At 63.3% G+C, this 25,027-nt stretch carries 28 protein-coding genes and 1 tRNA gene; 11 read left to right on the forward strand and 18 right to left on the reverse strand.

Translation table 11 applies throughout. The annotated features are described in order from the left end of the window. Positions 1-2 precede the first annotated feature (2 nt). Entirely contained in the window at positions 3-458 is a 456-nt protein-coding gene (locus tag K320_RS0105115; protein ID WP_245593823.1) for a VOC family protein, read from the forward strand. A 127-nt stretch (positions 459-585) separates the two neighbouring features. After that, entirely contained in the window at positions 586-909 is a 324-nt protein-coding gene (gene grxD, locus K320_RS0105120) for a Grx4 family monothiol glutaredoxin (RefSeq protein ID WP_024537777.1), read from the forward strand. Between the two features lie 17 nt (positions 910-926). On the opposite strand, the gene fdhD is transcribed toward grxD, so the two are convergent. After that, positions 927-1,778, reverse strand: a complete 852-nt coding sequence (gene fdhD, locus K320_RS0105125; RefSeq protein WP_024537778.1) for a formate dehydrogenase accessory sulfurtransferase FdhD — start codon at positions 1,776-1,778, stop codon at positions 927-929. A gap of 181 nt (positions 1,779-1,959) precedes the next feature. Here fdhD and mtoX point away from each other — a divergent pair, with 181 nt between their 5' ends. The 5 genes from mtoX (at position 1,960) to K320_RS0105150 (ending at position 6,986) form a co-directional block, all read left to right on the forward strand. Further along, a complete protein-coding gene (gene mtoX / locus K320_RS0105130) occupies positions 1,960-3,312 on the forward strand; it encodes a methanethiol oxidase (RefSeq protein ID WP_024537779.1) in 1,353 nt (450 codons plus the stop codon). Beyond that, positions 3,312-3,995 (forward strand): SCO family protein, encoded by a 684-nt coding sequence (locus tag K320_RS0105135; RefSeq protein WP_024537780.1) that lies wholly within the window; start codon positions 3,312-3,314, stop codon positions 3,993-3,995. Before mtoX ends, K320_RS0105135 begins: the two co-directional genes overlap by 1 nt. 116 nt (positions 3,996-4,111) lie before the next feature. Then, positions 4,112-5,077 (forward strand): cytochrome-c peroxidase, encoded by a 966-nt coding sequence (locus K320_RS0105140; protein WP_169730033.1) that lies wholly within the window; start codon positions 4,112-4,114, stop codon positions 5,075-5,077. A gap of 55 nt (positions 5,078-5,132) precedes the next feature. Beyond that, positions 5,133-5,840 carry a cupin domain-containing protein gene (locus K320_RS0105145; protein ID WP_024537782.1) on the forward strand — a complete coding sequence of 236 codons (708 nt, stop codon included), beginning with the start codon at positions 5,133-5,135 and terminating at the stop codon, positions 5,838-5,840. Between the two features lie 33 nt (positions 5,841-5,873). After that, positions 5,874-6,986 (forward strand): S-(hydroxymethyl)glutathione dehydrogenase/class III alcohol dehydrogenase, encoded by a 1,113-nt coding sequence (locus K320_RS0105150; protein ID WP_024537783.1) that lies wholly within the window; start codon positions 5,874-5,876, stop codon positions 6,984-6,986. A 67-nt stretch (positions 6,987-7,053) separates the two neighbouring features. On the opposite strand, the gene K320_RS19200 is transcribed toward K320_RS0105150, so the two are convergent. Genes K320_RS19200 through K320_RS0105165 form a run of 3 tightly spaced genes read right to left on the reverse strand, consistent with a single transcriptional unit; the run spans position 7,054 to position 9,262 of the window. After that, on the reverse strand, positions 7,054-7,206 hold the full coding sequence (locus K320_RS19200; protein WP_169730030.1) for a hypothetical protein: 153 nt from the start codon (positions 7,204-7,206) through the stop codon (positions 7,054-7,056). Between the two features lie 26 nt (positions 7,207-7,232). Then, positions 7,233-8,330, reverse strand: coding sequence for a YeeE/YedE family protein (locus tag K320_RS0105160; RefSeq protein ID WP_024537784.1), 1,098 nt, complete (start codon positions 8,328-8,330; stop codon positions 7,233-7,235). Next, positions 8,327-9,262, reverse strand: a complete 936-nt coding sequence (locus tag K320_RS0105165) for a sulfurtransferase (RefSeq protein WP_024537785.1) — start codon at positions 9,260-9,262, stop codon at positions 8,327-8,329. Before K320_RS0105165 ends, K320_RS0105160 begins: the two co-directional genes overlap by 4 nt. A gap of 77 nt (positions 9,263-9,339) precedes the next feature. Between K320_RS0105165 and K320_RS0105170 the strand changes: the two genes are divergently transcribed. Continuing rightward, positions 9,340-9,561, forward strand: a complete 222-nt coding sequence (locus K320_RS0105170) for a DNA gyrase inhibitor YacG (protein ID WP_024537786.1) — start codon at positions 9,340-9,342, stop codon at positions 9,559-9,561. 47 nt (positions 9,562-9,608) lie between these two features. Here K320_RS0105170 and K320_RS0105175 read toward each other — a convergent pair whose 3' ends face one another. The 5 genes from K320_RS0105175 to K320_RS0105195 all read right to left on the reverse strand — a co-directional run bounded on the left by K320_RS0105175 (position 9,609) and on the right by K320_RS0105195 (position 16,076). Continuing rightward, positions 9,609-10,055, reverse strand: a complete 447-nt coding sequence (locus K320_RS0105175) for an NUDIX domain-containing protein (protein ID WP_024537787.1) — start codon at positions 10,053-10,055, stop codon at positions 9,609-9,611. Next, complete coding sequence (locus tag K320_RS0105180; protein WP_024537788.1) at positions 10,052-10,921, reverse strand: ATP-binding protein; 870 nt, start codon at positions 10,919-10,921, stop codon at positions 10,052-10,054. The genes K320_RS0105175 and K320_RS0105180 overlap by 4 nt, the downstream gene beginning before the upstream one ends. A gap of 44 nt (positions 10,922-10,965) precedes the next feature. Then, the gene (argJ, locus tag K320_RS0105185; RefSeq protein ID WP_024537789.1) at positions 10,966-12,207 is read right to left on the reverse strand and encodes a bifunctional glutamate N-acetyltransferase/amino-acid acetyltransferase ArgJ; all 1,242 of its coding nucleotides are present in this window, start codon (positions 12,205-12,207) and stop codon (positions 10,966-10,968) included. A 14-nt stretch (positions 12,208-12,221) separates the two neighbouring features. Continuing rightward, positions 12,222-14,975, reverse strand: a complete 2,754-nt coding sequence (gene secA / locus K320_RS0105190) for a preprotein translocase subunit SecA (RefSeq protein ID WP_024537790.1) — start codon at positions 14,973-14,975, stop codon at positions 12,222-12,224. A gap of 147 nt (positions 14,976-15,122) precedes the next feature. Next, a complete protein-coding gene (locus tag K320_RS0105195) occupies positions 15,123-16,076 on the reverse strand; it encodes a M23 family metallopeptidase (RefSeq protein WP_024537791.1) in 954 nt (317 codons plus the stop codon). 33 nt (positions 16,077-16,109) lie between these two features. Here K320_RS0105195 and K320_RS0105200 point away from each other — a divergent pair, with 33 nt between their 5' ends. Then, positions 16,110-16,430 (forward strand): hypothetical protein, encoded by a 321-nt coding sequence (locus K320_RS0105200; protein ID WP_024537792.1) that lies wholly within the window; start codon positions 16,110-16,112, stop codon positions 16,428-16,430. Between the two features lie 9 nt (positions 16,431-16,439). Here K320_RS0105200 and K320_RS0105205 read toward each other — a convergent pair. From K320_RS0105205 to petA, 6 genes are all read right to left on the reverse strand, one after another. Beyond that, positions 16,440-16,515 (reverse strand) — tRNA-Thr (locus tag K320_RS0105205). Between the two features lie 46 nt (positions 16,516-16,561). Then, complete coding sequence (locus K320_RS0105210) at positions 16,562-17,041, reverse strand: ClpXP protease specificity-enhancing factor (RefSeq protein WP_024537793.1); 480 nt, start codon at positions 17,039-17,041, stop codon at positions 16,562-16,564. 13 nt (positions 17,042-17,054) lie between these two features. Then, complete coding sequence (locus tag K320_RS0105215; protein WP_024537794.1) at positions 17,055-17,666, reverse strand: glutathione S-transferase N-terminal domain-containing protein; 612 nt, start codon at positions 17,664-17,666, stop codon at positions 17,055-17,057. Positions 17,667-17,756: 90 nt separating this feature from the next. After that, positions 17,757-18,512: a cytochrome c1 gene (locus K320_RS0105220; protein WP_024537795.1), complete on the reverse strand. Its 756-nt coding sequence runs from the start codon at positions 18,510-18,512 to the stop codon at positions 17,757-17,759. Between the two features lie 14 nt (positions 18,513-18,526). Next, positions 18,527-19,948: a cytochrome b gene (locus K320_RS0105225; RefSeq protein WP_024537796.1), complete on the reverse strand. Its 1,422-nt coding sequence runs from the start codon at positions 19,946-19,948 to the stop codon at positions 18,527-18,529. A gap of 10 nt (positions 19,949-19,958) precedes the next feature. Then, a complete protein-coding gene (gene petA / locus K320_RS0105230) occupies positions 19,959-20,561 on the reverse strand; it encodes a ubiquinol-cytochrome c reductase iron-sulfur subunit (protein ID WP_024537797.1) in 603 nt (200 codons plus the stop codon). A gap of 153 nt (positions 20,562-20,714) precedes the next feature. Between petA and mscL the strand changes: the two genes are divergently transcribed. Beyond that, the gene (gene mscL, locus K320_RS0105235; RefSeq protein ID WP_024537798.1) at positions 20,715-21,137 is read left to right on the forward strand and encodes a large conductance mechanosensitive channel protein MscL; all 423 of its coding nucleotides are present in this window, start codon (positions 20,715-20,717) and stop codon (positions 21,135-21,137) included. Between the two features lie 37 nt (positions 21,138-21,174). On the opposite strand, the gene pdxA is transcribed toward mscL, so the two are convergent. Continuing rightward, a complete protein-coding gene (gene pdxA / locus K320_RS0105240; RefSeq protein ID WP_024537799.1) occupies positions 21,175-22,224 on the reverse strand; it encodes a 4-hydroxythreonine-4-phosphate dehydrogenase PdxA in 1,050 nt (349 codons plus the stop codon). Positions 22,225-22,227: 3 nt separating this feature from the next. Further along, positions 22,228-22,980: a Nif3-like dinuclear metal center hexameric protein gene (locus K320_RS0105245; RefSeq protein WP_029695832.1), complete on the reverse strand. Its 753-nt coding sequence runs from the start codon at positions 22,978-22,980 to the stop codon at positions 22,228-22,230. A gap of 60 nt (positions 22,981-23,040) precedes the next feature. Here K320_RS0105245 and K320_RS0105250 point away from each other — a divergent pair, with 60 nt between their 5' ends. Next, complete coding sequence (locus tag K320_RS0105250; protein ID WP_024537801.1) at positions 23,041-24,177, forward strand: S1C family serine protease; 1,137 nt, start codon at positions 23,041-23,043, stop codon at positions 24,175-24,177. Between the two features lie 18 nt (positions 24,178-24,195). On the opposite strand, the gene tatC is transcribed toward K320_RS0105250, so the two are convergent. Beyond that, positions 24,196-24,996: a twin-arginine translocase subunit TatC gene (gene tatC / locus K320_RS0105255; RefSeq protein ID WP_024537802.1), complete on the reverse strand. Its 801-nt coding sequence runs from the start codon at positions 24,994-24,996 to the stop codon at positions 24,196-24,198. Positions 24,997-25,027 lie beyond the last annotated feature (31 nt).

Genomic DNA, 25,027 nt, shown 5'->3' on the forward strand with positions numbered 1-25,027 from the left:
AAATGGCTGCCGCCAACGATTCAGGGATCCTTTCAACGCAAATTCAAGGAGCACGCACGATGGGCGCACCAGTCATATCCGGAGATGGCGTTTTTTCGCACACCACGGTCGGGGCAAACGACCTGCAGAAATCCACCATTTTTTACGACGCAGTGCTGGCAACGCTGGGCATCAAGAATCTTGGGCCTTTTGGCGACAACTGCTTTCTCTATGGCCGTGACAAACCGGCTTTGCTCGTCCTGCGCCCGTCAGCCGGCGGCCCGGCCAGCAGCAATGGCGTGACGATCGGCTTCGCCGCCAAAAGCACGGCAGAAGTCGATGCCTTCCACGCCGCCGGACTGAAAGCCGGCGGTGCCGACGAAGGCGCGGCCGGTGCCCGCACGCACCTGCCGGGCGCCTATGCCGGTTACCTGCGCGACCCGTCAGGCAACAAGGTCTGCGCCTACTATTTTTCCTGAACTGCAAAGCCGCATTCCAATGCCCGGTTCCAACGGAGCCGGGCTGCCGAATACGCCGCAAGGCACAGGGACATGAAGAAGATGAAATAATCCGCCATCTTCACGCCTTTCTGTTTCAGGGTATCTCATGAGCGACGTCCAGCAACGCATAGACCAACTGGTCAAGAACAACGACATCCTGCTTTTCATGAAGGGCGATGCGCAGTACCCGATGTGCGGCTTTTCCGGCCGCGCGGTGCAAATTCTCAAGGCCTTGGGCGTGGATCTGGAATCCCTCAAGACCGTGAACGTACTGGAGGACGAGGAAATCCGCCAGGGCGTGAAGGAATACAGCAACTGGCCGACGATCCCGCAGCTCTACGTCAAGGGCGAGCTCGTCGGCGGCGCCGACATCATGATGGAAATGTACGAATCGGGCGAGCTCAAGACCCTGCTTGCCCCGCAGGCCTGAACCGGCTGCCGACACAGCTACGCATAGCGTAGCGCGTACGGCGGGCGGCACTGCGCCCACAGGTGCATCCCGGCCTCGCGCGCCAGTTGCAGCGCCAGGGCGGTCGGCGCGGACACCGTCGCCAGCAGCGCTATATTCAGGCGCGCGCATTTGCGCACCAGCTCATAGCTGGTGCGGCTGGTCATCACCACAAAGCCGGGTTCCTGCAGGCGCCCCGTGCGCGCAAGCCGCCCGAGCAGCTTGTCCAGCGCGTTGTGGCGACCCACATCCTCCAGCACGTCCTGCAGCTGCCCATCGGGCGTTGCCCAGCCGGCGGCATGCAGCGCACCCGCATCGGCATTGAGCCGCTGGCGCTCGCGCAGCACGCCAAACGGCCGCAACACCTCTGCCACACCCAAACCCCCACGCCACGCCGGCGCGGGCATGGGCACGGCGCGCAGATCCAGCGCCTGCAGGCTTTCCACGCCGCACAGTCCGCAGCCGGTGCGGCCGGCCAGTGTCCTGCGCCGCTGCTTGAGGCGCTCGAAGTGCCGCGGCGCAATGTCGATCTCCGCCACGCACGCGGCCTCAGGCGTTCCCGCGCCGTGGTGCCGCACCTCGATGCCGCGGCATTCGCCGGGCTGATCGATGATGCCTTCGCTGAGCGCAAAACCAAGCGCGAAATCTTCCAGATCCTGCGGCGTCGCCATCATCACCGCATGCGAGATGTCGTTGAAGACCAAGGCAACCGGCACCTCGCTGGCCACCCATGCCTCGCGGTGTGCCGGCTCTGCCGCCCCATCGGAGCACATGCGCAGCGCCTGCACTGCCGCCAGCGGCTCAATCCGTGAGCGCGATGCGTTGACCGCTCCGGGAATGTTGATGTCCATGAAATGCCCTGAAACCTGCTCGCTTCCGATTGTGATCCAGCACGCCTGCGTGCCACCACTGTCTTGCTGGCATATAGCATAAGCAATTACGTATAAACCCTAGTTGCCCAGGAAAAAAACTGCCTTCAATATCAGGCGCAGGTGATGCTATGTCGCTCGCCACCATTTCAGGAGACCTTTCATGACGTTTCCCCGAGTTCACACATTGGTCCACGCTCTGGTCATCGCGGGCCTGGCAACCCTGGGCGCTGCAGCCGTCACGAGCGCATCGGCCGACGAGACCTGCAACTCCCCCTACACCGCCAACCTGATCAAGGGGCAGGAAGACTTCGTCCACGTCTGGACCCTGGGCATCAAGGGCATGGGCGATGGCAACGACAAACTCGTCACCATAGACGCGAATCCCAAATCGAAGCATTACGGCAAGGTCATCGACAAAATCTCCCTGCCGGGCCGCGGCGAAGCGCACCACATGGGCTTCTCCGATGACAGGCGCTACCTGTGGGGCGGACGGCTCGATGACAACAAGATCTTTGTCTTCGACCTGATCAACCCGGCCAAGCCCAAGCTGATCAAGACCATCGCCAACATCGAATCCAAGACCGGCTTCGTCGGCCCGCACACCTTCTATGCCATGCCTGGCCGCATGCTGGTACAGGCCCTGTCCAACAACAAGGACCACGGTGGTCAGACCGGTCTGGTGATGTTCAACAACAAGGGCGACATCGTGGACAGCTACCCCATGCCCACGACCGAAATCGGCGGCGTGAAGGGCGATGGCTACGGTTACGACATCGCCATCGACCCTGGGAAAAACGTCATGCTCACCTCCAGCTTCACCGGCTGGAACAACTACATGATGGACTTGGGCAAGATGGTCAAGGACCCGGATGCCATGAAGCAGTTCGGCAACACCATGGCCGTATGGGACGTGAAATCCATGAAGCCCACCCAGGTACTCAGCGTACCCGGTGCGCCGCTGGAAATCCGCTGGTCGCTCAACCCCAACGACCACTGGGCCGTGACCGCCACCGCGCTCACCTCCAAGATCTGGCTCATCAAGCAGGACGCCAGCGGTCAATGGGTCGCCAAGGACGTTGCCGACATCGGCGACCCGTCCAAGGTACCGCTGCCCGTGGACATCAGCATCACCGCCGATGGCAAAGGCCTGTGGGTCAACACCTTCCTGGATGGCAAGACACGCTACTTCGACATGACCGATCCGGAGCACCCCAAGGAAACCTACTCCATCACGACGGGCCCGCAGGTCAACATGGTCTCGCAAAGCTGGGACGGCAAGCGCGTGTACCTCACCTCCTCGCTGCTGGCCAACTGGGACAAGAAGGGCAAGGACAACGAACAGGTGCTGCGCGCCTTTGACTGGGACGGGCAGAAGCTCACCGAAAAATTCGAAGTGGATTTTGCCGCGCTCAAGCTCGGCCGCGCGCACCACATGAAGTTCAGTGCCCGCCCAGCCGGCAAGACGCTGGCGGACCTGGGCAATCTATCGGTCGCCCAGGCACCGCAGCAGTAATGCTGGCTCGGCGCACGCTTCTGGGTGCCGCGGCGCTGGCCCCCTTGTGGGCGCGCGCCGCGAGCGACGCATCGAACCAGACCTTGCGTGCCGCTCCGGTCGACATCGGTGCGCTGCCGGCGCCCGGCACCTACAAGCTGGCACGCATCGACACCGCGCCCACCGGCGCGGTACTCGATACACAGGCCCGCACGCACCAGCTCAACGCTCTGCTGCGCGGCCGCATCAGCATCGTCTCCTTCATCTACACCTACTGCCGCGATCCGGAAGGCTGCCCGCAGGCCTGGGCGGCTCTGGAGCAACTGCGCGACTCGCTTGGCAAGGATGAGCGCCTTGCCAGACGGGCCCAGATCGTCAGCATCAGCTTCGACCCATCGAACGACACGCCGCAGACCATGCGCCTGTTCGCCGGCGCGTACGCCACCGACCCACGCGTTCGCTGGCAGTTCTTGACGACCGCATCCGTATCCGCCCTGTTGCCGCTGCTCGATGGCTTCGGTCAGGACGTGAGCGTGGAAATGGGCACCGATGGCAAGCCCACGCGTACGCTCAACCACCTGCTCAAGCTCTTCCTGGTGGACGCCAGGCTGCAGGTGCGCGAGATCTACAGCATCGCCACACTCGCGCCCCAGGCGCTTCTGAACGATATGCAGACCTTGCGCATGGAGGAATCCGGGGCATGAACAGATACCGGTTGCTGGCCACTCTTTGCACGTCGTTTGTCCTTGTTTTTGCAGCCGCTGCGGAGAAAGTTCCAGCACTGGGCCTGCCGCCGCTGGCCACGCCGCCTGCCGCACAGGTGGCACTGGGCAAGAAATTGTTTTTCGACCGCCGCCTGTCCATCAATGGCACGCTCTCCTGCGCCATGTGCCACGTTCCCGAGCAGGCCTTCACGGTCAACGAAATTCGTACCGCGGTCGGCATGGAAGGGGTCAGCCTGCGGCGCAGCGCGCCTTCGCTGCTGAACGTGGCTTATGCCACCTCGATGTTTCACGACGGACGCGCAAAGACGCTGGAAGACCAGGCGCTTCAGCCCATGCTCGAAGATGACGAAATGGCCAACCCGGACATCGAAACGGTCATGCGCCGGATCAACGCGATGAAGGAATACCGCGGACCGTACAAAAAGGCCTTTGGCAGCACCCGCGCCACGCCAGAACGCACAGCGCGCGCGCTGGCCGCCTATGAGCGCACCCTGATCGCGGCCAACAGCCCGTTTGACCGCTGGCACTACGGCAAAGACGCCGGCGCCATGCCGGAACAGGCCCGGCGCGGATTTGCCCTCTTCGTGAAAAATGGCTGCGCCAGTTGCCACACGCTGGGCGAAAGGGATGCCCTCTTCAGTGACGGGCAGTTCCACAACACCGGGGTGCAGGCGCGTACCGAAGCGCTCAATAAGCTAAGCGTGACCTACACCCTCGTGCCGGGCCTGCAGTCCACCATGGACCCGGAAACACTGGCGCGCGTCGGCGTTCCCGACCAGGACGACCTCGGGCGCTACGAAGTCACCAAACAGCGCCGCGACCTGCGCGCGTTCAGAACACCCACCTTGCGCAACGTCGGTGTGACAGGACCCTACATGCACGACGGTTCCCTGACCACGCTGGGAGACGTTCTGGATTTCTATGCGGCGGGAGGCATCCCGTCAGACAAGGCGCAAGACCCATTGATCCAACCCTTCGCGATGACTGTGCAAGACCGTGAAGCTATGCTTGCGTTCCTGGATGCCTTGACTTCTTCGGATGCCCGCACATTCCCGCGCTGAATATCCGCGCGCGCGGTTCTCCCGCATCGCGACCATGATCGAAAGCCTTTGAGCCATGCGCCTGAATGCAGATGTTTCCCGGCGTGCCGTTGTCCACTCGGCAGAACTGCCCTGGCTCGCGTCCCCCTTGCCCGGGGTGGAGCGCCGCATGCTGGCGCGCGACGGCGACGAAGTGGCTGTAGCCACCTCCATGGTCCGCTACGCCCCGGGCTCACGGTTCTCGCGGCACGTGCACGAGCTGGGGGAGGAATTCTTCGTGCTGGAAGGCGAGTTCTGCGACGAGGCGGGCAACTACGGCCCAGGCACCTATGTGCGCAATCCGCACGGCTCGTCGCATGCGCCCTGGTCGGTCACTGGCTGCACCATTTTCGTGAAGCTGCGGCAGATGCTGGCGCACGATCAGCAACGGGTGGTGGTCGATACGCGTACCGCGCAATGGCAACCCGGCCTGGTCCCCGGCCTCGCCGTGATGCCTCTCGCCACTTTCGAGACGCGCCACACGGCCCTGGTGCGCTGGGCGCCCGGGACGCAATTTCAATCGCATCGGCATTTGGGCGGTGAGGAAATTCTGGTACTGGCCGGTGTCTTCGAGGACGAGCATGGCTGTTATCCTCAAGGCACCTGGCTGCGCAACCCGCATCTGAGCGAGCACCGCCCTTTCAGCGCGCAAGGCTGCACCATTCTGGTCAAGACCGGGCACCTGGCTCAGGCTGCCAATGGCAAACCCGGCACCGACGGTCACGCCTACGCAGCCAGCCGCTGAATATCCACCCACTCCATCCACCAAAGGACGCCCATGAAATCCCGCGCCGCCGTAGCCTTCAAAGCCGGAGAGCCCCTGCAAATCGTCGAGATCGACGTCGCCCCGCCCAAGAAGGGCGAGGTGCTCATCAAGATCACCCATACCGGCGTGTGCCATACCGACGCCTTCACGCTCTCGGGCGATGACCCCGAGGGCGTTTTCCCCGCCGTGCTCGGCCATGAAGGAGCAGGCATCGTCGTCGAATGCGGCGAGGGCGTGAGCAGCGTCAAGCCCGGCGACCATGTGATTCCGCTCTACACCGCCGAATGTGGCGAGTGCCTGTTCTGCAAGAGCGGCAAGACCAACCTGTGCACCGCCGTGCGCGCCACGCAGGGCAAGGGCATCATGCCCGACGGCACGACGCGCTTCTCCTACAACGGCCAGCCCATCTACCACTACATGGGCTGCTCGACGTTCTCCGAATACACCGTGGTGGCCGAGGTGTCGCTGGCCAAGGTAGACCCCCAGGCCAACCCCGAACAGGTCTGCCTGCTGGGCTGCGGCGTGACCACCGGTCTGGGTGCGGTGAAGAACACCGCCAAGGTACAGGAGGGCGACAGCGTGGCGGTGTTTGGCCTGGGCGGCATCGGCCTTGCCGTGCTGCAGGGGGCCAAGCTGGCCAGGGCCGGGCGCATCATCGCGATCGACACCAACCCCTCCAAGTTCGATCTGGCGCGCACCTTCGGCGCCACCGACTGCGTCAACCCCAAGGATCACGACAAGCCCATCCAGCAGGTGATCGTGGAGATGACCGGCTGGGGCGTGGACCACAGCTTCGAGTGCATAGGCAACGTCAACGTCATGCGCGCGGCGCTGGAATGCGCGCACCGCGGCTGGGGCCAGAGCGTGATCATCGGCGTGGCAGGCAGCGGGCAGGAGATTTCCACCCGTCCGTTCCAGCTCGTCACAGGGCGCAAGTGGCTGGGCACGGCCTTTGGCGGCGTGAAGGGGCGCAGCGAGCTGCCCGGCATGGTGCAGGACGCGATGGCCGGGCGCATCCAGCTCGCGCCTTTCGTGACCCACACCATGGGCCTTGCCGACATCAACCAGGCGTTTGACCTCATGCACGAGGGCAGGTCGATACGTTCGGTGGTGCATTACGCCTGATGGCGCCCGCGCGAGAGGTGCGGCGGCGCCCCTCGCGCGCAATGCTGGACGAACTCCGCCGTGACGGCTATTCAGGCATGGAGCAATGTCCGCCCTTGGTCGCCTGGCCCGATCCGGCGGCAATGGGCGCAAGCTCCCAGCGCAAATCCACCGTCGGTGATACCTTGTAATCCCAGACAATGAAAGTCGAAAAAAGCACCCAGAAAATGGTGCGCAGCATCGCGGGTTTCATTGCTTAGCCCCCACTCAGTAGCCCAGCCGCCGGCGGATGCGCAGGCCGAAAACGGTGCCCGCAAAGGCCATTGGCGCCCAGATCCAGCCGTGAATCGAACCGGTGGAAATGCCGGAGAACATCGCGCCGATATTGCAGCCAAACGCCAGGCGCGAGCTGTAGCCCAGCAAAAGCCCGGCACACAGTGCCACGGCCCATTGCTTGCCCGTCATGGCCTTGTGCGACGCGGGTTTGCCGGCACCCACCCACAGCGCACCGGCAAGGAGGCCGATGTTGGTGACCGTGGTCACGTCCAGCAGCACCGTCTGTTGCAGGATGGCCGCGTTGTCGGGCAGGCTCCAGAACCAGTTGTGGGCAGGATCGATCACGCCCGCAGAATCGGCGATCTTCGCGACCCACAGCCCCGGGCCGTAGATGATGCCCCAGGGGTTGCCCGAGACGAACAGGGCCAGGGCGGCAAACACCGCAATCAGGATGGCACCCACGACCCACTTGCGCGTGAACAGCCTTGGCGCCACCGCCCCACGCGATCGGTGCCAGAACCGCGTGTACCAGGCTACACCCGCGCCAATCAGGGCCAGGGCCGCCAGCGTGCCCGCCAGCGCCTTCTGCCAGCCCCATTCGGTGACGAAGCCCACAGGATCGGTGTGCCCCAAATCGAGCCACCAGCCCAGATGCCAGCTCCCCAGGAAACTCCCGATGCAGAACAGCGGCAGGATGGCGGTATTGAGCGGTATGCCCAGGCCCGCCTTGTAGAACACGCCGCTGCCGCAGCCATCGGCCACCTGCATGCACAGACCGAAGACGAAGGCGCCCACGAGCAAACTCACACTCGGGGGGCCGAGCGCCGCCGTCAGCTCCGGGTAATACCCCAGCAGCGGCATGCAAAGAATAGCCGCGAGACCGAACGCGATGAGCTGCCCGATGACACCGCTCGGGTTCTTGTCCTCCACGAGGATGCGCCACGCGGTGGTAAAACCAAAGCGCTGGCCGGCCAGCGCCACGCCCAAGCCTATGCCGACGAGGAACAGCAGCGCCTGGCGCATGGAAACCGCCCAGAGCATCCAGGCAAAGAAAGCCGCCATCATGGCGACGAGCGGAAGGCGTTTCATTGCTTGAGATTCTTCCAGGCCCGCTCAAATGCCTGCGCGATCTGCGTGCGGCGGCTGGGGGCGTTGAGCATGGGCAGCGGCTCGGGTGCCTGCACCCAATCGACCATGGAGCCCGGGTAGATTTTCACGTCCTTGATGCCCAGCACCTCGTGCATCTCGAACCAGACGAGCGCCGACCACACGCCGGTATTGCAGAACAGCACCAGATCCTGTCCCTCGGGGCGTTTGATCTCGCTGGCAAGCGCGCGCGCGGCGTCTGTCGATACCGCGTTGGCCGAACCGTTTTGCACCCAGCGGGTGAAATCCTGCTGCACCGCCCCCGCAATCGTGCCCGCCATAAGCGCCATCGGCGCCTTGAACCGGCCTTCGTAAAAGTTCTCGGGGCGCACATCCAGCAGCACCGCATCGTGCTTCCTGACATGCTCCAGCACCTGCTCGCGCGTCGCGGTCCACCGGTCGCTGAAGCGGGGCTGCCAGTCGGTCCTTGCCTGCGCCGCCACGGATTTGGTGGTCTCCTTGCCATCGAAATCCCAGGACTGCATGCCGCCATCGAGAATGAAGAGCTCTTTCACACCGAGTGACTTGAGCATCCAGTACACCCGCGCGGCGGCGCCAAAATCCGTTCCGTCGCTGCCTGCGGAGATCACGGCCACAGGGTTGTCCGGCGTCAGACCCAGGCGCTGCACCAGCGCCACCATGGCCTGCGCGGGCGGCAGGATGCCAAAATTTTCAGGCGGGCCCAGCCATTCGTTGTAGGGGGCATTCTGCGCACCCTCGATATGCCCACCCGCAAAGCTCTGTGCATCGCGGATATCGACAATGCGCATCCGCGGATTGGAAAGCAGTGGCTCCAGTCCATCCGAAGTCAGCAGTGGCGGCGCTGCGGCGGCAGCGCCGCACCAGAGAAACAACGCGAAAATCCAATACTTCATGCTGGTATGGCCCCGGATCGGCCTTCCATTGTCCGACAGGGGAAGCGGACCATCAACGACATTTTCCTGTTATGCATATGACTGAAACGCCTGAAAACACACCAAACCCACCGATCACCGTGCCCTGCCCCACCTGTGGCCGTCCCGCGCTCTTCGCCCGTTCCAACCGCTACCGGCCCTTCTGCGGCGAACGCTGCAAGCAGATCGATCTGGGTGCCTGGGCGGCGGAGGACTTTCGCATACCGACTGAAGCACCGCCCGATGATGCGCCTTACGGCGACCCGAAGCAGCAACCGTAAATTCTAGAAAGATACGGCTCCAGCGCTTATCCAGCATGCGAGAACAGCTATTTTTTCAGGAGAATTCGCGCCCCCAGCGCCGCCGCATCAAAAGGCACGCCCCACTCCTCTGCCAGCATTTCAAGCACCGGAAATGCCCCCGGCAGCAGCGGACGCACCGTGGGTGGCCAGGCCTGCCAGGCCATGCGCTGGCCTTCGCGCATCTCGAACTCGCCCTGCCAGGCCAACACCTTGCACCAGTGCAGACGCACGAGCGCATGCGGGTAATCGTGCTCGGTCACCTTCCAGGGGTGGGCCGCCGCGATCGTGATGCCCAGTTCCTCCTGCAGCTCGCGGCGCAGTGCCTGTTCCACGCTCTCGCCCGCCTCCAGCTTGCCCCCTGGAAATTCCCAATAGCCTGCATAGGCCTTGCCTTCAGGGCGCGAGGTCAGCAGCATGGTGCGATCGGCCCCGAGCAGAATGCCCGCGGCCACCTCGGTGTAGCCGCGCGTCACTGCGCGCGCCCCGCATAGTCGCGCGCGAACTGGTAGGCCACGCGGCCGCTGCGCGAGCCGCGCTCCAGGGCCCAGAGCAGCGCCTCGGCCCGCGCCGCCTCGATCGCGGCAGGCGCCGCGCCAAAATGCGTGAGCCACTGCGCGGCAATCGCGAGGTATTCGTCCTGGTTGAAGGGATAGAAGCTCACCCACAAACCAAAGCGCTCGGAAAGCGAGATCTTTTCCTCCACCACCTCGCCCGGATGCACCTCGCCATCGTCGGTGTGGGTGTAGGTGAGGTTTTCCTTCATGTACTCCGGCAGCAGGTGGCGCCGGTTGCTCGTGGCGTAGATCAGCACATTGGGCGTGGCCGCCGCCACCGAGCCGTCCAGGATGCTCTTGAGCGCCTTGTAGCCCGGCTCGCCCTCGTCAAAACTCAGATCGTCGCAGAAGACGATGAATTTTTCGGGACGCTCGGCCACCACTTCCACAATGTCCGGCAGATCCGTCAAATCGGCCTTGTCCACCTCGATCAGACGCAGGCCACGGGCCGCATAGGTGTTGAGGCAGGCCTTGATGAGCGAAGATTTGCCCGTGCCGCGTGCGCCGGTGAGCAGTACGTTGTTCGCGGGTTTGCCCGCGACGAACTGTTCGGTGTTGCGCTGGATCTTTTCCTTCTGCGGCTCGATTTCCTTCAGGTCGGCCAGCTGCAGGTTCGCCACGTGGCGCACCGGTTCGAGCGCGCTGCCGCCGCTGGCACGGCGCCGGTAGCGCCAGGCGATCGAGGCGTTCCAGTCGGGGGCGCCTAGGGGCTTGGGAAGGATGGCCTCGATGCGTGCGATGAGCTGATCGGCACGCGCGATGAGAAGATCCAGTTTATCTGTCATTTTGGCTTGCAAAGCATACCAGGCAAGCGCCGGCAGCTATTGATTCAGGAACGGTAATCGGCGTTGATGGTGACGTAGTCGTGGCTCAGATCGCACGTCCAAACGGTATCCACCGCCGCTCCACGTCCCAACTGCACGCGCACCGTGATCTCGCTTTGCCGCATCACGCGCTGACCGTCTTCCTCGCGGTAAGCCGGGTTGCGCCCGCCGCGCGTGGCCACGTGCACATCGTCCAGGAAGAGTTCGATCTTCGTCTGGTCCAGATCGGCAATGCCCGCATAGCCCACGGCCGCGAGAATGCGGCCCAGATTCGGGTCGCTGGCGAAGAAGGCGGTTTTCACCAGCGGCGAATGGGCAATCGCATAGCCCGCCCTCAGGCATTCCTCCACGCTGGAGCCCTGCTCCACGCGGATGGTGATGAACTTGGTCGCTCCCTCGCCATCGCGCACGATGGCCTGCGCCAGCCGCTGCGCCACGCTGCGCAAGACGGCCATCAGCGCCTGTCCATCGGCGCTTTCCAGCGACGTGATGGGCGCATGCGCCGCTTTGCCCGTCGCCATCAGAATGAAGGAATCGTTGGTGGAGGTGTCGCCGTCCACGGTCACGCGATTGAAGGACTGGTCGGCCAGGGTGCGCACCGCCTGCTGCAGCAATTCGGGCGCCATCGCGGCATCCGTCGCGACAAAACCCAGCATGGTCGCCATGTTGGGGTGGATCATGCCCGCACCCTTGGCGATGCCCGTCACGGTCACCGTGGCGCCGCCAATCACTGCCTGCGCGCTGAAGGCCTTGGGTACGGTGTCCGTCGTCATGATGGCTTCGGCCGCGCGCAGCCAATGATCGGCCTTCGCATCGGCAATCGCGGCAGGCAGGCCCGCCACGATGCGATCGACCGGCAGCGGCTCCATGATCACGCCAGTGGAAAACGGCAGGATCTGCTGCGGCTGCACGCCCAGTTGCGCGGCAAGCTCCAGGCAGGTGCGGCGCGCATCCAGCAAGCCCTGCTCACCCGTGCCCGCGTTGGCCACGCCGGTGTTGACCACCAGCGCACGGATGCCGCCGCCCGATCCATTGCCTGATGCCAGATGCTCGCGGCAGACCTGCACCGGCGCCGCGCAAAAGCGGTTTTGCGTGAACACGCCCGCAACGGCGGCGCCCTCCTCCAGCAGAAACACCGTCACATCCTTGCGATGGACCTTGCGCACGCCCGCTTCGGTACTGCCGATGCGCAGTCCCGCCACGGCATGCAGATGCTCGGCCACGGGGGCCTTCAGATTCACGGGCACGGTGTTCCTCTCGATCAGGCCAGCTTGCCGTGGCAATGCTTGTATTTTTTGCCGCTGCCGCAGGGGCAGGGATCGTTGCGTCCGACGCGCGGAAACTCCGCCGCCGCAACAGCGCCGGCAGTGGCCGCCGCCGTCACCTGCGCCTCGCCGGTTTCACCCGGAGCGCTGTAGGTCACGTTGGTGACGTTCTCGCTGCGGGCACTGACCGCCTGCGCCGCCTCGTCCACCTGCGTGGGGGACTGCACCTGCACCGTCATCATCACGCGCGTGACTTCGTTGCGGATGTGGTCCAGCAACTGGCGGAACATCTCGAACGATTCGCGCTTGTACTCCTGCTTGGGCTGCACCTGCGCGTAGCTGCGCAGATGGATGCCCTGGCGCAGGTAATCCAGCGCCGTGAGGTGGTCGCGCCAGCTGGTGTCCATGCTCTGCAGGAGCACGGCCCGCTCAAAGCGCTGGAAGTTCTCCACACCCACCAGGGCCACCTTGGCATCAAAGGACTCGCGGGCTGCCGTCACCACCTTCTCGACGATGTCTTCCTCCGAGAGAATTTCGGAGGCATGCACCTCCTTCACCAGTGGAATCGCAAGCTGCCAATTGCCCGCCAGGTCCTTTTCCAGCCCTGCCAGGTCCCACTGCTCCTCCACCGACTCGGCGGGCACGTACTGGCGCACCACGTCGGTGAGGCTGGAATCGCGCATCGCGGCGATCATGCCCGAGAGGTCGGCGGCGTCCAGGATCTCGTTGCGCTGCTGGTAGATCACCTTGCGCTGCTCGTTGGCCACGTCGTCGTATTCGAGCAGCTGCTTGCGCATGTCGAAATTGCGGCCCTCGACCTTGCGCTGCGCGCTCTCGATGCTGCGCGTGACCATGCCCGCCTCGATGGCTTCGCCGTCGGGCATCTTCAGGCGCTCCATGATGGCCTTGACGCGGTCGCCTGCGAAGATGCGCATCAGCGGGTCGTCCAGGCTCAGGTAGAAGCGCGAAGACCCCGGGTCGCCCTGCCGGCCGGAACGGCCACGCAGCTGGTTGTCGATGCGCCGGCTCTCGTGGCGCTCCGTGGCGATGATGCGCAGGCCGCCGAGTGCCACCACCTTTTCGTTGCTGGCTTTCCATTCGGCACGCAGGTCGGCAATCTTGCGCTCGCGCTCCGCTGGCGCGAGGGACTCATCGGCCTGCAGCGCGGCGACACGCTTCTCGACATTGCCCCCGAGCACGATGTCGGTGCCGCGCCCCGCCATGTTGGTGGCGATCGTGATGGCGCCCGGCTGCCCCGCCTGCGCGATGATGTCCGCCTCGCGCTCGTGCTGCTTGGCGTTGAGCACCTGGTGGGGCAGCTTGGCTTTGACGAGCAGGTCGTCGATGATCTCCGAATTCTCGATCGACGACGTACCCACCAGCACCGGCTGGCCTTTTTCGTGGCACTCGCGGATGTCGGCGATCGCCGCCTCGTATTTCTCGCGCGTGGTCTTGTACACCCGGTCCAGCTGGTCGTCGCGCCTGCTCGGCTTGTTCGGCGGAATGATCACGGTTTCCAGACCGTAGATGTCCTGGAATTCGTAGGCCTCGGTATCGGCCGTGCCGGTCATGCCCGAGAGCTTGGTGTAGAGGCGGAAATAATTCTGGAACGTGATGGAAGCCAGCGTCTGGTTCTCGGCCTGGATGTTCGCCCCTTCCTTGGCCTCGACGGCCTGGTGCAGACCTTCGCTCCAGCGCCGTCCCGACATCAGACGGCCGGTGAACTCATCGACGATGACGACTTCGCCATCCTGCACCACATAGTGCTCATCCCGATGGAACAGATGGTGCGCGCGCAGGGCCGCGTAGAGGTGATGCACCAGCGAAATATTGGAAGCGGCATACAGCGACTGGCCATCGCCAATCAAACCCTGGCTGGCCAGAATGCGCTCGGCATTTTCAAAGCCCTGCTCGGTCAGCGTCACCTGCCGCTGCTTCTCGTCCACGGTGAAATCGCCCGGCGTGACCACGCCCTCGCCGGTACGCGCGTTGGCCTCGCCTTCCTGGCGCTTGAGCAGCGGCACCACCTTGTCCATCGCCACGTAGAGCGCGGTGTGGTCTTCCGCCTGGCCACTGATGATGAGCGGCGTGCGCGCCTCGTCGATCAGGATCGAGTCAACCTCGTCAACAATGGCGTAATTCAGGCTGCGCTGCACCCTGTCCTGCGTCTCATACACCATGTTGTCGCGCAGGTAGTCAAAACCGTACTCGTTGTTCGTGCCGTAGGTGATGTCGGCGTTATAGGCTGCCTGCTTTTCCTCGCGCGGCATGTTGGGCAGGTTGATGCCCACCGAGAGGCCCAGGAAGTTGTACAGCTGCCCCATCCACTGCGCGTCACGACCGGCAAGGTAGTCATTCACCGTGACCACGTGCACGCCCTTGCCCGCCAGGGCATTCAGATACACCGCCAGCGTCGCCGTCAGCGTCTTGCCTTCGCCCGTGCGCATCTCGGCGATCTTGCCGTAGTGCAGCACCATGCCGCCGATGAGCTGCACATCGAAATGGCGCATTTTCATGACGCGCTTGGAACCCTCGCGTACCACCGCAAACGCTTCGGGCAGCAAGGCGTCCAGCGTCTCGCCCTTGGCCAGGCGGTCACGAAACTCCTGCGTCTTGCCCTGCAGGGCCTCGTCGCTCAACTTTTCATGTTCCGCCTCCATCACGTTGATGCGCTGGACCGTCTTGCGGTATTGCTTGAGCAGCCTGTCATTGCGGCTGCCGATGATTCTGGTGAAAAAGTTGGTGCCCATGCGAATCCGACCACGCCCACACGCCATGCGGCGGCAACGCGGTCTTTGACCTCAAAGAGAAAACGAGCGCAGATGCAGGCTGTTGGCGCCAATTGCAAGTGTCTGCAAAGGGTGCTCGCCAACCAAACAACGCCCAAACGGCGCATTTTACTGTCGCGGCGCGTCTACCAGATGTTCGCGTCCCGCCACCATCTGTACCGGTGCCCTGCCGCGCCCGCCAAACAGGAAATCGCCCGGGTTCTGCCACGCACCGTCCTTGAGCACCTCAAAATGCAGATGGGGCCCGGTGACCCGTCCGGTGGATCCGACCTCGGCAATCTTTTGCCCCTGCCGGACCAGATCGCCAGCCTTGACGAATACCCTGGACGCGTGGGCGTAACGGGTGATCAGCCCGCTCCCATGGGCGATCTCCACCATGTTGCCGTACTCGCGATGGAATTCCTGCGTGACCACGACACCGCCTGCAGCCGCCGAAATCACGGTACCCGTCGGTGCAGGGAAATCCAATCCGGTATGCCGCGCCGCATGCCCGCTGATGGGGTCGATGCGCGTGCCATACGGCGAACCCACGGGCCTATCCTGAACGGGCGGCAGCGAAGGCACCAATGCGGTGCGGACCTGCCGATCCACCAGGCGCGACTCAATGGTGAGCATGCGATCGTGCTGCGCCTTGGCGCGCGCACCCAAATCATCGAGCACGCCGCCCAATTCCTGCCTCGACAGCGGCCTGTCGTCCAACAGGACGCCACCCTGTCCGGCACGCGGCTCCCATTTCACGGGTGGCAGGCCCGCGAGCCCACGCACCCGCTCATCCAGCGATTCCAGTTGCATCAGCCGCGCCTGCATCTCGCCCACCTTGCGCGCCATGGCATCGATGCTGCTGCGCACGGCCTTTTCCTGCTGCTCCATCAGCCGATCCGGAGACGGCCAGCGTGCGACGGCGCGATCGATCACGGTCTGCGGCAAAACAGCGGCCCTGGGCATGAGCCAGGCCAGCGTGGCAGAGAGCGTGAGCAGCAGCACGACGGCCAGCACATGGGCCCAACCCACGCGCAGCACGCGGCTACGGGCCATGCGGACATCGGTAATGATCAGGTGCACAATGCACGCTCCTTGCAGTCCATTCGAGCCACAATGCAACGTCGCCACCACGCGGTCACCCTGGAGCAAGCCAGCGAAGAATCGCCGGTGCTCGCCCGGCTGGCCGGCCTGGCGCGCGAATCTGGCGCCCGCCTGCAATCGTTGAAGGCCTTGATTCCCGCCCCACTGCACTCGCAAATTGCGCCAGGGCCCATTGAAGGCGACGCTTGGTGCCTGCTGGTCAACGGCAACGCCGCCGCCACCAAAATCAGGCAGCTAGCCCCTGCACTGGTCACGCATCTGCAGGGACAAGGGTGCGAGATTAACGCGATCCGGGTAAAAATTCAATCCATGGCTCCGCCCGGCCGCCCATGAAATCCAGGCTGGTGCCGGTTGTCTGGCTCGAACAGACGACCTTCCGCTTACAAGGCGGGTGCTCTACCAACTGAGCTAAACCGGCAGGTGGCGCATTTTATCTGGCGCCAGCAGTGCAAAATGCCGCAGAACTACTTGATGCGCTTGAGCGCTGGACGGCGGCCATGGGGGTCGGAAGGCTTGGGCGGATCACCCTGCGGCTTGGTTGGTGCCTTGGTGTCTTTCACCGATTGCAGGCCTGCGGGTTGCGGCAAGGCATCCGGCGTCTGCTGCAGCAACGCTGGCCCCTCTTCCACGGGGAACGCCATGCCTTGCCCGTTTTCCCGTGCGTAAATGGCTGATACACGGCCTATCGGCACGGCAATGTCACGCGGCTTACCACCGAAACGCGCCTTGAACACGACGAATTCGTTGGAAATCTGCAAGGCACTCGTCGCTTCATCGCTGACGTTCAGCACGATCTCCCCGTCCGTCACGTATTCGCGCGGCACCTGGACGGAGTCGTCGACACGCACCACGATGTAGGGCGTCAGACCACTGTCGGAACACCACTCATGCAATGCCCGCAAAAGATAAGGGCGTGTGGATACATCCTTCGCATCGCCATCCATGGTGCAGCCCCCGTTATTTGCGCATGACCTTTTCCGAGGGCGTCAATGCCTCGATGTAGGCTGGCCTCGAAAACACGCGCTCTGCATATTTCAGCAAGGGCGCCGCGTTCTTGGAGAGCTCGATGCCGTAGTAATCAAGGCGCCAGAGCAAGGGTGCGATCGCCACGTCAAGCATCGAAAAGCCATCGCCCAGCATGTATTTGTTTTTCAGGAATACCGGCGCAAGCTGCGTGAGCCTGTCCCGAATATGCCCGCGCGCCTTCTCCAGGGCTTTCTCGTTACCCTTGGAAGCACGCGATTCAAGCGTATGCACGTGCACGAACAATTCTTTTTCAAAATTCAGCAGAAACAAGCGCACGCGCGCCCTGTCCACCGGATCGCCCGGCATGAGTTGCGGGTGCGGGAAACGCTCGTCAATGTACTCATTGATGATGTTCGATTCGTACAGGATCAGGTCCCGCTCCACCAGGATAGGCACCTGACCGTACGGATTCATCACGCCGATGTCTTCCGGCTTGTTGTACAGATCAACATCCCGAATCTCGAAATCCATGCCCTTTTCGAACAAGACGAAACGGCAGCGGTGTGAGAACGGGCAGGTCGTACCCGAATAAAGCACCATCATGTGCGCAAACTCCTCAAAATCAAAAGAGTGGGCACGCCGGTGCCCACTCCCCATTCATGCAATTTTCCGTGCAAATACGCGCACAGGCCGTTATTTGACGTCTTTCCAGTACGCGGCATTCAGGCGCCACGCGATCAGAATGAACAGTGCGATGAACATCAGCACCCAGACGCCTACGCGCACGCGCGTCCGCTGCGCCGGTTCACCCATCCACTGAAGGTAGTTGACCAGGTCGCCCACGGTCTGGTCGTACTGGAGATTCGTTTGCGTGCCCGGCGTCAGCTGCTGCCAGCCCTTGAAGGCATGCACCTTCTCACCGTGGTGCTCGACTTCTTCATAGACGGGGCCGCGCTCGCCCTGCAATTCCCACAGCACATGCGGCATGCCGACGCTGGGGAACACCATGTTGTTCCAACCCGTCGCCTTGGTGTCATCCCGATAGAAGGTGCGAAGGAAGGTATAGAGGTAATCGGCGCCGGAGCCGCCGTTGCCGGCGCGCGAACGTGCGATGACCGTCAAGTCTGGCGGATTGCCTCCAAACCAGTCCTTGGCTTCCTTGGGGTTGATCGCCGCCACCATGGTGTCACCCACCTTTTCGGTGGTGATCAAAAGGTTGTCCTTGATCTGCTGCTCGGTCAGGCCAATGTCGGTCAACCGGTTGTAGCGCATGTAAGCGGCCGAATGGCAGCTCAGGCAGTAGTTGACGAAAGTGCGGGCGCCGCGCTGCAGCGAGGCATTGTCCGTCAGATTCACCGGCGCCTTGTCGAGAGGGAACCCGCCAGTGGACGCCTGGACGCCTGCAGCCAAGCCGATGGTTGCGATCAATGCAAGAATGAATTTTTTCATTGTCTTTCTCCAGCTCAGTGCGCAACAAAGTTGATGCGCTCAGGCACTGGCTTGGATTCGCCCAGGCGGCTCCACCATGGCATCAGCAGGAAGAAACCGAAGTAAAAGAGCGTCCCCACCTGGGATACGCGCTCGCCCAGCGGAAAGGGCGCCAGCATTCCGAGGTAGCCCAGAACGAAGAAAACGATGACGAAGATCACATACAGCCACTTGTGCCAGCTTGGCCGGTAGCGAATGGAGCGTGCCGGGCTGCAGTCAAGCCAGGGCAGGAAGAACAGGATGACCACGGCAGCACCCATCGTCACCACACCCCAGAACTTGGCGTCGATGGTCAGCATCAGTGCAATCACGATGACGCCTGCCACCGCCACTGCGCCCTTGAGCACCCCGGCCAGTTTGGACTTCAACACGCCATAACCCACACCCAGCACCACGCAGGCGATGAGCGCATACATCATTTCGCTGGTCACGGCACGCAGCATCGAATAGAAAGGCGTGAAGTACCAGACCGGCGCGATATGCGACGGCGTCTTCAGCGGATCGGCCGGAATGAAGTTGTTGGCCTCCAGGAAATAGCCACCCATTTCGGGCGCCAGGAACACGATGGCCGAGAAGACAAACAGGAACAACCCGACGCCGAAGATGTCGTGCACCGTGTAATACGGATGGAAAGGCACGCCATCGAGCGGATGCCCCTTTTCATCCATCGGCTTGCCCGGGCCCTTGATCTCTATGCCGTCAGGGTTGTTGGAGCCCACGTCATGCAGCGCCAGCAAATGCGCCACCACCAGGCCCAGCAGCACCAGCGGCACGGCGATCACGTGGAAGCTGAAGAAGCGGTTCAGCGTGGCATCCCCCACCACGTAATCGCCGCGGATGAAGATGGACAGATCGGGGCCGATGAACGGGATGGCGGAGAACAGGTTCACGATCACCTGGGCGCCCCAGTACGACATCTGGCCCCAGGGCAACAGGTAGCCCATGAAGGCCTCGCCCATCAGCGCCAGGAAGATCGCGCAGCCAAACAGCCAGACCAGTTCACGCGGCTTGCGGTAGCTGCCGTAGAGCAGGCCGCGGAACATGTGCAGATACACCACCACGAAGAAGGCCGATGCTCCGGTGGAGTGCATGTAGCGGATCAGCCAGCCCCAGGGCACGTCGCGCATGATGTATTCGACCGACTCGAACGCCTTGGCGGCATCCGGCTTGTAGTGCATCACGAGGAAGATGCCGGTGACGATCTGGATCACCAGCACCAGCAGCGCAAGTGAACCGAAGATGTACCAGAAGTTGAAATTCTTCGGAGCGTAGTACTCCGACATGTGCACCTTGTAGGCGTCAAACGCCGTCGGGAAACGGTTTTCCAGCCAGTTGGTGAGCTTCGCCGTCGCAGAGGCGTTGGGCGAAATTTGCTTGAATTCGCGATAAGCAGCCATGTGTATCCCCTCAAGCCTTCTTCGTGTCGTCACCAATCAGAAGCCTGGTGTCCGACAGGTACATATGCGGAGGCACCGGCAGATTGTCCGGCGACGGCTTGTTCTTGAAAACACGGCCGGCCAGGTCGAACGTGGAGCCGTGGCACGGACACAGCCAGCCGCCCGGCCAGTCGTTGGGCAGCGAGGGCTGCGCGCCGGTGGTGAACTTATCGGTGGGAGAGCATCCCAAATGGGGGCAGATGCCAATCACCACCAGGTATTCGGGCTTGATGGAGCGCCATTCGTTGCGCGCATAGGGCGGCGTGAATTCGTCCGGATGGCGCTTGGATTCCGGGTCGGCCAGTTCGCCATCGTGCTTGGGCAGCGCATCAAGCTCTTCCTTGGTGCGCTTGACGATCCATACCGGCTTGCCACGCCATTCGACGGTGAGCTTCTCGCCCTCTTTCATGGCCGAAATATCGACCTCCACCGCAGCACCGGCGGCCTTGGCCTTCTCTGAAGGCTCAAAACTGCTCACGAAAGGAACGGCTGTGGCCACGCCACCCACCGCGCCAGCGCAACTGGTAGCGATCAGCCAAGTGCGCTTGCTGGAGTCGATCGGAGTTTCACTCATGGGATTCCTTGCTGTACGTCGACCTGCGTGCATCAATCTGTATGCCGGTCAACCGTAAATTGTAGCGGACGCTGCTGCCCGTTCCGGCGCTATCAAAGTTCCAAAGACGCGCGATACTTCACCCCCCGGAACCACCACAAGGAGTCACACACCATGAGCATGATGCAGGAATTCAAAGAATTCGCCGTCAAGGGCAACGCGATCGATCTCGCCGTCGGTGTCATCGTCGGCGCCGCATTCGGCAAGATCGTCGATTCGATCGTCGGCGACCTGATCATGCCGCTGGTCGGCAAGGCCACGGGCGGACTGGACTTTTCAAATTACTACATTGCCCTGGCCGGACAGGCTGCCGGCCTGACGCTGGAAGAAGCCAAGAAAGGCGGTGCCGTCTTCGCCTATGGCAGCTTCATCACCATACTCGTGAATTTCATCATCCTAGCGTTCATCATTTTCATGATGGTCAAGCAGATCAACCGGCTCAAGAAAGAGGCACCCGCGGCCCCGGCGGAGCCAGTTCCGACACCCGAGGACGTCGTGCTGCTGCGCGAAATCCGGGACAGCCTGAAGAAAAGCTGAGCGCCGAGCGTCGGACGTTGCGCGTTGCCGCCAACGTTCAGGGCCGAGCGCTCAGGGCCCTGGCCATTCTCACCGCCTCGATCAGGCTGCCGGCATCGGCAATCCCCTTGCCGGCAATATCAAAGGCGGTGCCGTGATCGGGGCTGGTGCGCACCAGCGGCAACCCCAGCGTGACATTCACGCCGCGCTCGACGCCCAGATACTTGACCGGGATCAGCCCCTGGTCGTGGTACATCGCCACCACCACGTCGAATTCACCCTGCCGATCCATGGCGTGGCGCGCGCGCATGAAAACGGTATCCGGTGCAAAGGGGCCGTCGGCACATATTCCATCTGCCCTGGCAGCTTCAATTGCAGGAGCAATCACGTCGATTTCCTCGCGGCCGAACAGGCCTCCTTCGCCCGCGTGGGGATTGAGGCCGGCCACGCCAATGCGCGGTGCGTGGCCCAGGCTCCTGCTGAGTGCAGCATGGGTGATGCGCAAGGTCTGCAGCACGTTTTCCCGCGTCACGGCGGCGATGGCATCGCGCAGGGAAACATGGATGCTCACCAGGACGGTGCGTAACTCATCATTGGCCAGCATCATGCGTACCGGCATCTGCGCCAGTGCCACGCCCGCATGGCGGGCGGCCTCTGCCTGCAGCAGTTCGGTATGCCCTGGGTAGGCCACCCCTGCGGCGGCAAGTGATTCCTTGTTCAACGGGGCCGTCACCATCGCCGCCACTTCGCCGCGCAGCGCGGCGCGCGCCGCCCAGACCACGCAGGCAGCCGCATCGCCGCCTGCCTGTGCACTGCTGCGCCCCCACTGAGCACCGCCATGCAAGCCTGCCAGAGGCCACACCGGCAGGCAGCGCGGCGGCATCTCTCCCGCTTCTGCCAATGAGTCCAAAACGGCGACGGGCAGCGAAGGCGCGCCGGATCGCTCAATGCAGGCTGCCGCACGCCGCAGGCACGCCACAGTGCCGACGGCGAAGCAGCCGGCCAGCAGGTCTGGCGCATCGCGAAACGCCTTGGCGATGATTTCCGGCCCTATGCCTGCGGGATCACCCTGAGTGATGGCGATGGGGAACGTCGGCTTGCGGTGCATGGCTCAGGCCGGATTGGCGATGTCGATGAATTCGTGCGCAAGCCCGAGCCGTTCAGCCACATGGCTCGCCACCGCGGGCGCGCCGTAACGCTCCGTCGCATGGTGGCCGGCAGCGATGAAGGCCACGCCGGTTTCGCGCGCCAGATGAACCTGGGGTTCCGAAATTTCGCCCGTCACGAAAGCATCGGCACCCGCTGCGATGGCGGCCTCGAAAAAGCCCTGGGCGCCACCGGTGCACCACGCAATGCGGCGCACCGGCCGCAGCCCGGACGGCGCCACCAACAACACCTGGCGCGCCAGCACCTGCTGCAGATGGCTGGACAGCGCCGCCGCATCGGCATAAGCCGCCACGCCAACGCAGCCCAAGTCCTGATCGCCAAAATGCGCCTCTGTCCGCCAACCCAGGCGCAAGCCGAGCTGCGCGTTGTTTCCCAGCTCCGGATGGGCATCCAGCGGCAGGTGGTAGGCAAACAGATTGATGTCGTGCGCTAGCAGGCGCTGCAGACGCTCTTTCATCCAGCCGACGATGCGGCCATCCTGGCCGCGCCAGAACAGACCGTGGTGCACGAACAAGGCATCGGCGCGAGCGGCTATCGCCGCGTCAATCAGCGCGCGGCTAGCGGTTACGCCGCTCACGACGCGCTCGATGCGCGCCTTGCCTTCCACCTGCAGGCCATTGGGCCCGTAGTCCTTGAAGCGTGCGGGCTGCAGTAGCGCATCAAAATGCGCCAGCAGTTCCTGTCGATCAATGCTCATGCGGGGCATTGTGCCCCCGGAAACCCGCGACAATGCGGGTTTGACATACCGGCGTGCTCGATGAAGCGTTTGTGGCTCCTCTTTTCCCAGGCCGTGACGGTCTGCATGGCCGTCTGGTTTGTCATTGCCACATTGCAACCGGCCTGGCTCGGGCGCGGCGCGGTTCACCAGACCAGCGGCATCACGCTGCACGAGGCACCGAGAGAGCCCCATGCCGGGCAGGAAGCGGCGCCCGGGAGCTTCAGCCCCGCTGCACGCAAAGCATCGCCAGGCGTGGTCAGCATCATGACCAGCAAGGAAGTGCGGATTCCGTTCAACGGCGACCCCTTGTTCCAGCGCCGGTTCGGCAATCAAACCCAAACCGGACTGGGCAGCGGGGTCATCGTGAGCCCGGACGGGTACATCCTGACCAACAACCATGTGGTGAAGGACGCCGACGAAATTCAAGTGGCGCTCGCCGACAGCCGCCACGCCCAGGCCCGCGTCATCGGCACGGACCCGGAGACCGATCTTGCGATCCTCAAGATCGACCTGGAGAGCCTGCCGGTCATGGTGCTGGGCGATTCGGACGCGCTGGCGGTTGGCGACCGGGTGCTGGCGATCGGCAACCCGTTCGGCGTAGGGCAGACAGTCACCAGCGGCATCGTCTCCGCACTCGGGCGCAGCGAGCTGGGCATCAACACCTTCGAGAACTTCATCCAGACCGATGCCGCCATCAATCCCGGCAATTCAGGCGGCGCGCTGGTGGATGTGAATGGCAATCTGATGGGCATCAACACCGCCATCTATTCACGCACCGGCGGCAGCCTGGGCATAGGCTTTGCCATTCCGGTCTCGACGGCCAGACAGGTGCTGGAGAGCATCGTGCGCGACGGCCAGGTGACGCGCGGCTGGATCGGCGTGGAGCCCAACGAGCTCTCGCCCGAGCTGGCGCAAACCTTCGGCGTGCACGCCAGCGAGGGGGTGATCATCACCGGCGTGCTGCACAGCGGGCCCGCCGCGCAGGCCGGCATCCTGCCCGGCGATGTGATCGAGCAGGTGGCCGGCAAGCCGGTGCACTCGGTGCCGCAGCTGCTGTCCGTGGTCGCCGGGCTCAAGCCAGGCGCTGCAGTGGAATTTCAGGTGCAGCGCGGAGACAGGCAGTTGCAGCTGGCGGTCACGCCGGTGAAAAGACCGCGCCAGCTTTCACGCCGCTGAACCGCGCAGCCGCACCTTTCAAGTGGCCGATTCCGAGTTCTTTTCGGCGTCGGGCTCTTCCTTGGGATGGTTGCGCACAAACAGCTGCGCCGCCCAGATGCCGAGTTCGTAGAGCAGGCACATGGGAATCGCCAGCGCCAATTGCGAAACCACATCAGGCGGTGTGATGATGGCGGCGATGATGAAGGATGCGACCACGAAATAGCCGCGCGCCTGCTTGAGCTTTTCGACGCTGATCACGCCCAGGCGCACGAGCACCACCACCGCGATGGGCACTTCGAACGCCACGCCGAACGCCAGAAACATCGTCATCACAAAGCCCAGATAGGCCTCGATATCCGGTGCTGCCGTGATGCTCTTGGGCGCAAAGCTCTGGATGAAGGCGAAAACCCGCCCGAAGACGAAAAAATAGCAGAACGCCACCCCGAGAAAAAACAAAATGGTGCTCGATACCACCAGCGGCAGCACCATCTTCTTTTCGTTGGAATAGAGCCCGGGCGCCACAAACGCCCAGATCTGGTAGAGCACCACGGGCAGCGCCACCAGGAAGGCCGCCATCAGCAGGATTTTGAGCGGAACCATGAACGGCGAGATCACCGAGGTGGCGATCATCGTCGCGCCCTGCGGCAGGTGCGCCACCAGCGGTGCGGCCAGAAAGTCGTAGAGCGCGCCAGGACCTGGGTAGAGAAAGAGCACGCCAGCCACCACGCCTACCGCCAGAACCGCCTTGATCAAGCGGTCGCGCAGCTCCATCAAGTGCTCGACAAAGGGCTGTTCTGTGCCGGCAAGTTCGTCTTCGGAATTGGGGGTCTGGGCCATGGGGTCTCAGGTGATGCGCCAGCGCGCATCA

The organism is Comamonas badia DSM 17552 (genome assembly GCF_000484635.1).
GTDB lineage: Bacteria > Pseudomonadota > Gammaproteobacteria > Burkholderiales > Burkholderiaceae_C > Comamonas_C > Comamonas_C badia.

What these genes read in the sequence shown, in the direction of transcription:
- K320_RS0105115 (WP_245593823.1), top strand. Translation starts at nt 3, where the DNA reads ATGGCTGCCGCCAACGATTCAGGGATCCTTTCAACGCAAATTCAAGGA.
- grxD (WP_024537777.1), top strand. Translation starts at nt 586, where the DNA reads ATGAGCGACGTCCAGCAACGCATAGACCAACTGGTCAAGAACAACGAC.
- fdhD (WP_024537778.1), bottom strand. Translation starts at nt 1,778, where the DNA reads ATGGACATCAACATTCCCGGAGCGGTCAACGCATCGCGCTCACGGATT.
- mtoX (WP_024537779.1), top strand. Translation starts at nt 1,960, where the DNA reads ATGACGTTTCCCCGAGTTCACACATTGGTCCACGCTCTGGTCATCGCG.
- K320_RS0105135 (WP_024537780.1), top strand. Translation starts at nt 3,312, where the DNA reads ATGCTGGCTCGGCGCACGCTTCTGGGTGCCGCGGCGCTGGCCCCCTTG.
- K320_RS0105145 (WP_024537782.1), top strand. Translation starts at nt 5,133, where the DNA reads ATGCGCCTGAATGCAGATGTTTCCCGGCGTGCCGTTGTCCACTCGGCA.
- K320_RS0105150 (WP_024537783.1), top strand. Translation starts at nt 5,874, where the DNA reads ATGAAATCCCGCGCCGCCGTAGCCTTCAAAGCCGGAGAGCCCCTGCAA.
- K320_RS19200 (WP_169730030.1), bottom strand. Translation starts at nt 7,206, where the DNA reads ATGCTGCGCACCATTTTCTGGGTGCTTTTTTCGACTTTCATTGTCTGG.
- K320_RS0105160 (WP_024537784.1), bottom strand. Translation starts at nt 8,330, where the DNA reads ATGAAACGCCTTCCGCTCGTCGCCATGATGGCGGCTTTCTTTGCCTGG.
- K320_RS0105165 (WP_024537785.1), bottom strand. Translation starts at nt 9,262, where the DNA reads ATGAAGTATTGGATTTTCGCGTTGTTTCTCTGGTGCGGCGCTGCCGCC.
- K320_RS0105170 (WP_024537786.1), top strand. Translation starts at nt 9,340, where the DNA reads ATGACTGAAACGCCTGAAAACACACCAAACCCACCGATCACCGTGCCC.
- K320_RS0105180 (WP_024537788.1), bottom strand. Translation starts at nt 10,921, where the DNA reads ATGACAGATAAACTGGATCTTCTCATCGCGCGTGCCGATCAGCTCATC.
- secA (WP_024537790.1), bottom strand. Translation starts at nt 14,975, where the DNA reads ATGGGCACCAACTTTTTCACCAGAATCATCGGCAGCCGCAATGACAGG.
- K320_RS0105200 (WP_024537792.1), top strand. Translation starts at nt 16,110, where the DNA reads ATGCAACGTCGCCACCACGCGGTCACCCTGGAGCAAGCCAGCGAAGAA.
- K320_RS0105210 (WP_024537793.1), bottom strand. Translation starts at nt 17,041, where the DNA reads ATGGATGGCGATGCGAAGGATGTATCCACACGCCCTTATCTTTTGCGG.
- K320_RS0105215 (WP_024537794.1), bottom strand. Translation starts at nt 17,666, where the DNA reads ATGATGGTGCTTTATTCGGGTACGACCTGCCCGTTCTCACACCGCTGC.
- K320_RS0105220 (WP_024537795.1), bottom strand. Translation starts at nt 18,512, where the DNA reads ATGAAAAAATTCATTCTTGCATTGATCGCAACCATCGGCTTGGCTGCA.
- K320_RS0105225 (WP_024537796.1), bottom strand. Translation starts at nt 19,948, where the DNA reads ATGGCTGCTTATCGCGAATTCAAGCAAATTTCGCCCAACGCCTCTGCG.
- petA (WP_024537797.1), bottom strand. Translation starts at nt 20,561, where the DNA reads ATGAGTGAAACTCCGATCGACTCCAGCAAGCGCACTTGGCTGATCGCT.
- mscL (WP_024537798.1), top strand. Translation starts at nt 20,715, where the DNA reads ATGAGCATGATGCAGGAATTCAAAGAATTCGCCGTCAAGGGCAACGCG.
- pdxA (WP_024537799.1), bottom strand. Translation starts at nt 22,224, where the DNA reads ATGCACCGCAAGCCGACGTTCCCCATCGCCATCACTCAGGGTGATCCC.
- K320_RS0105245 (WP_029695832.1), bottom strand. Translation starts at nt 22,980, where the DNA reads ATGAGCATTGATCGACAGGAACTGCTGGCGCATTTTGATGCGCTACTG.
- K320_RS0105250 (WP_024537801.1), top strand. Translation starts at nt 23,041, where the DNA reads ATGAAGCGTTTGTGGCTCCTCTTTTCCCAGGCCGTGACGGTCTGCATG.
- tatC (WP_024537802.1), bottom strand. Translation starts at nt 24,996, where the DNA reads ATGGCCCAGACCCCCAATTCCGAAGACGAACTTGCCGGCACAGAACAG.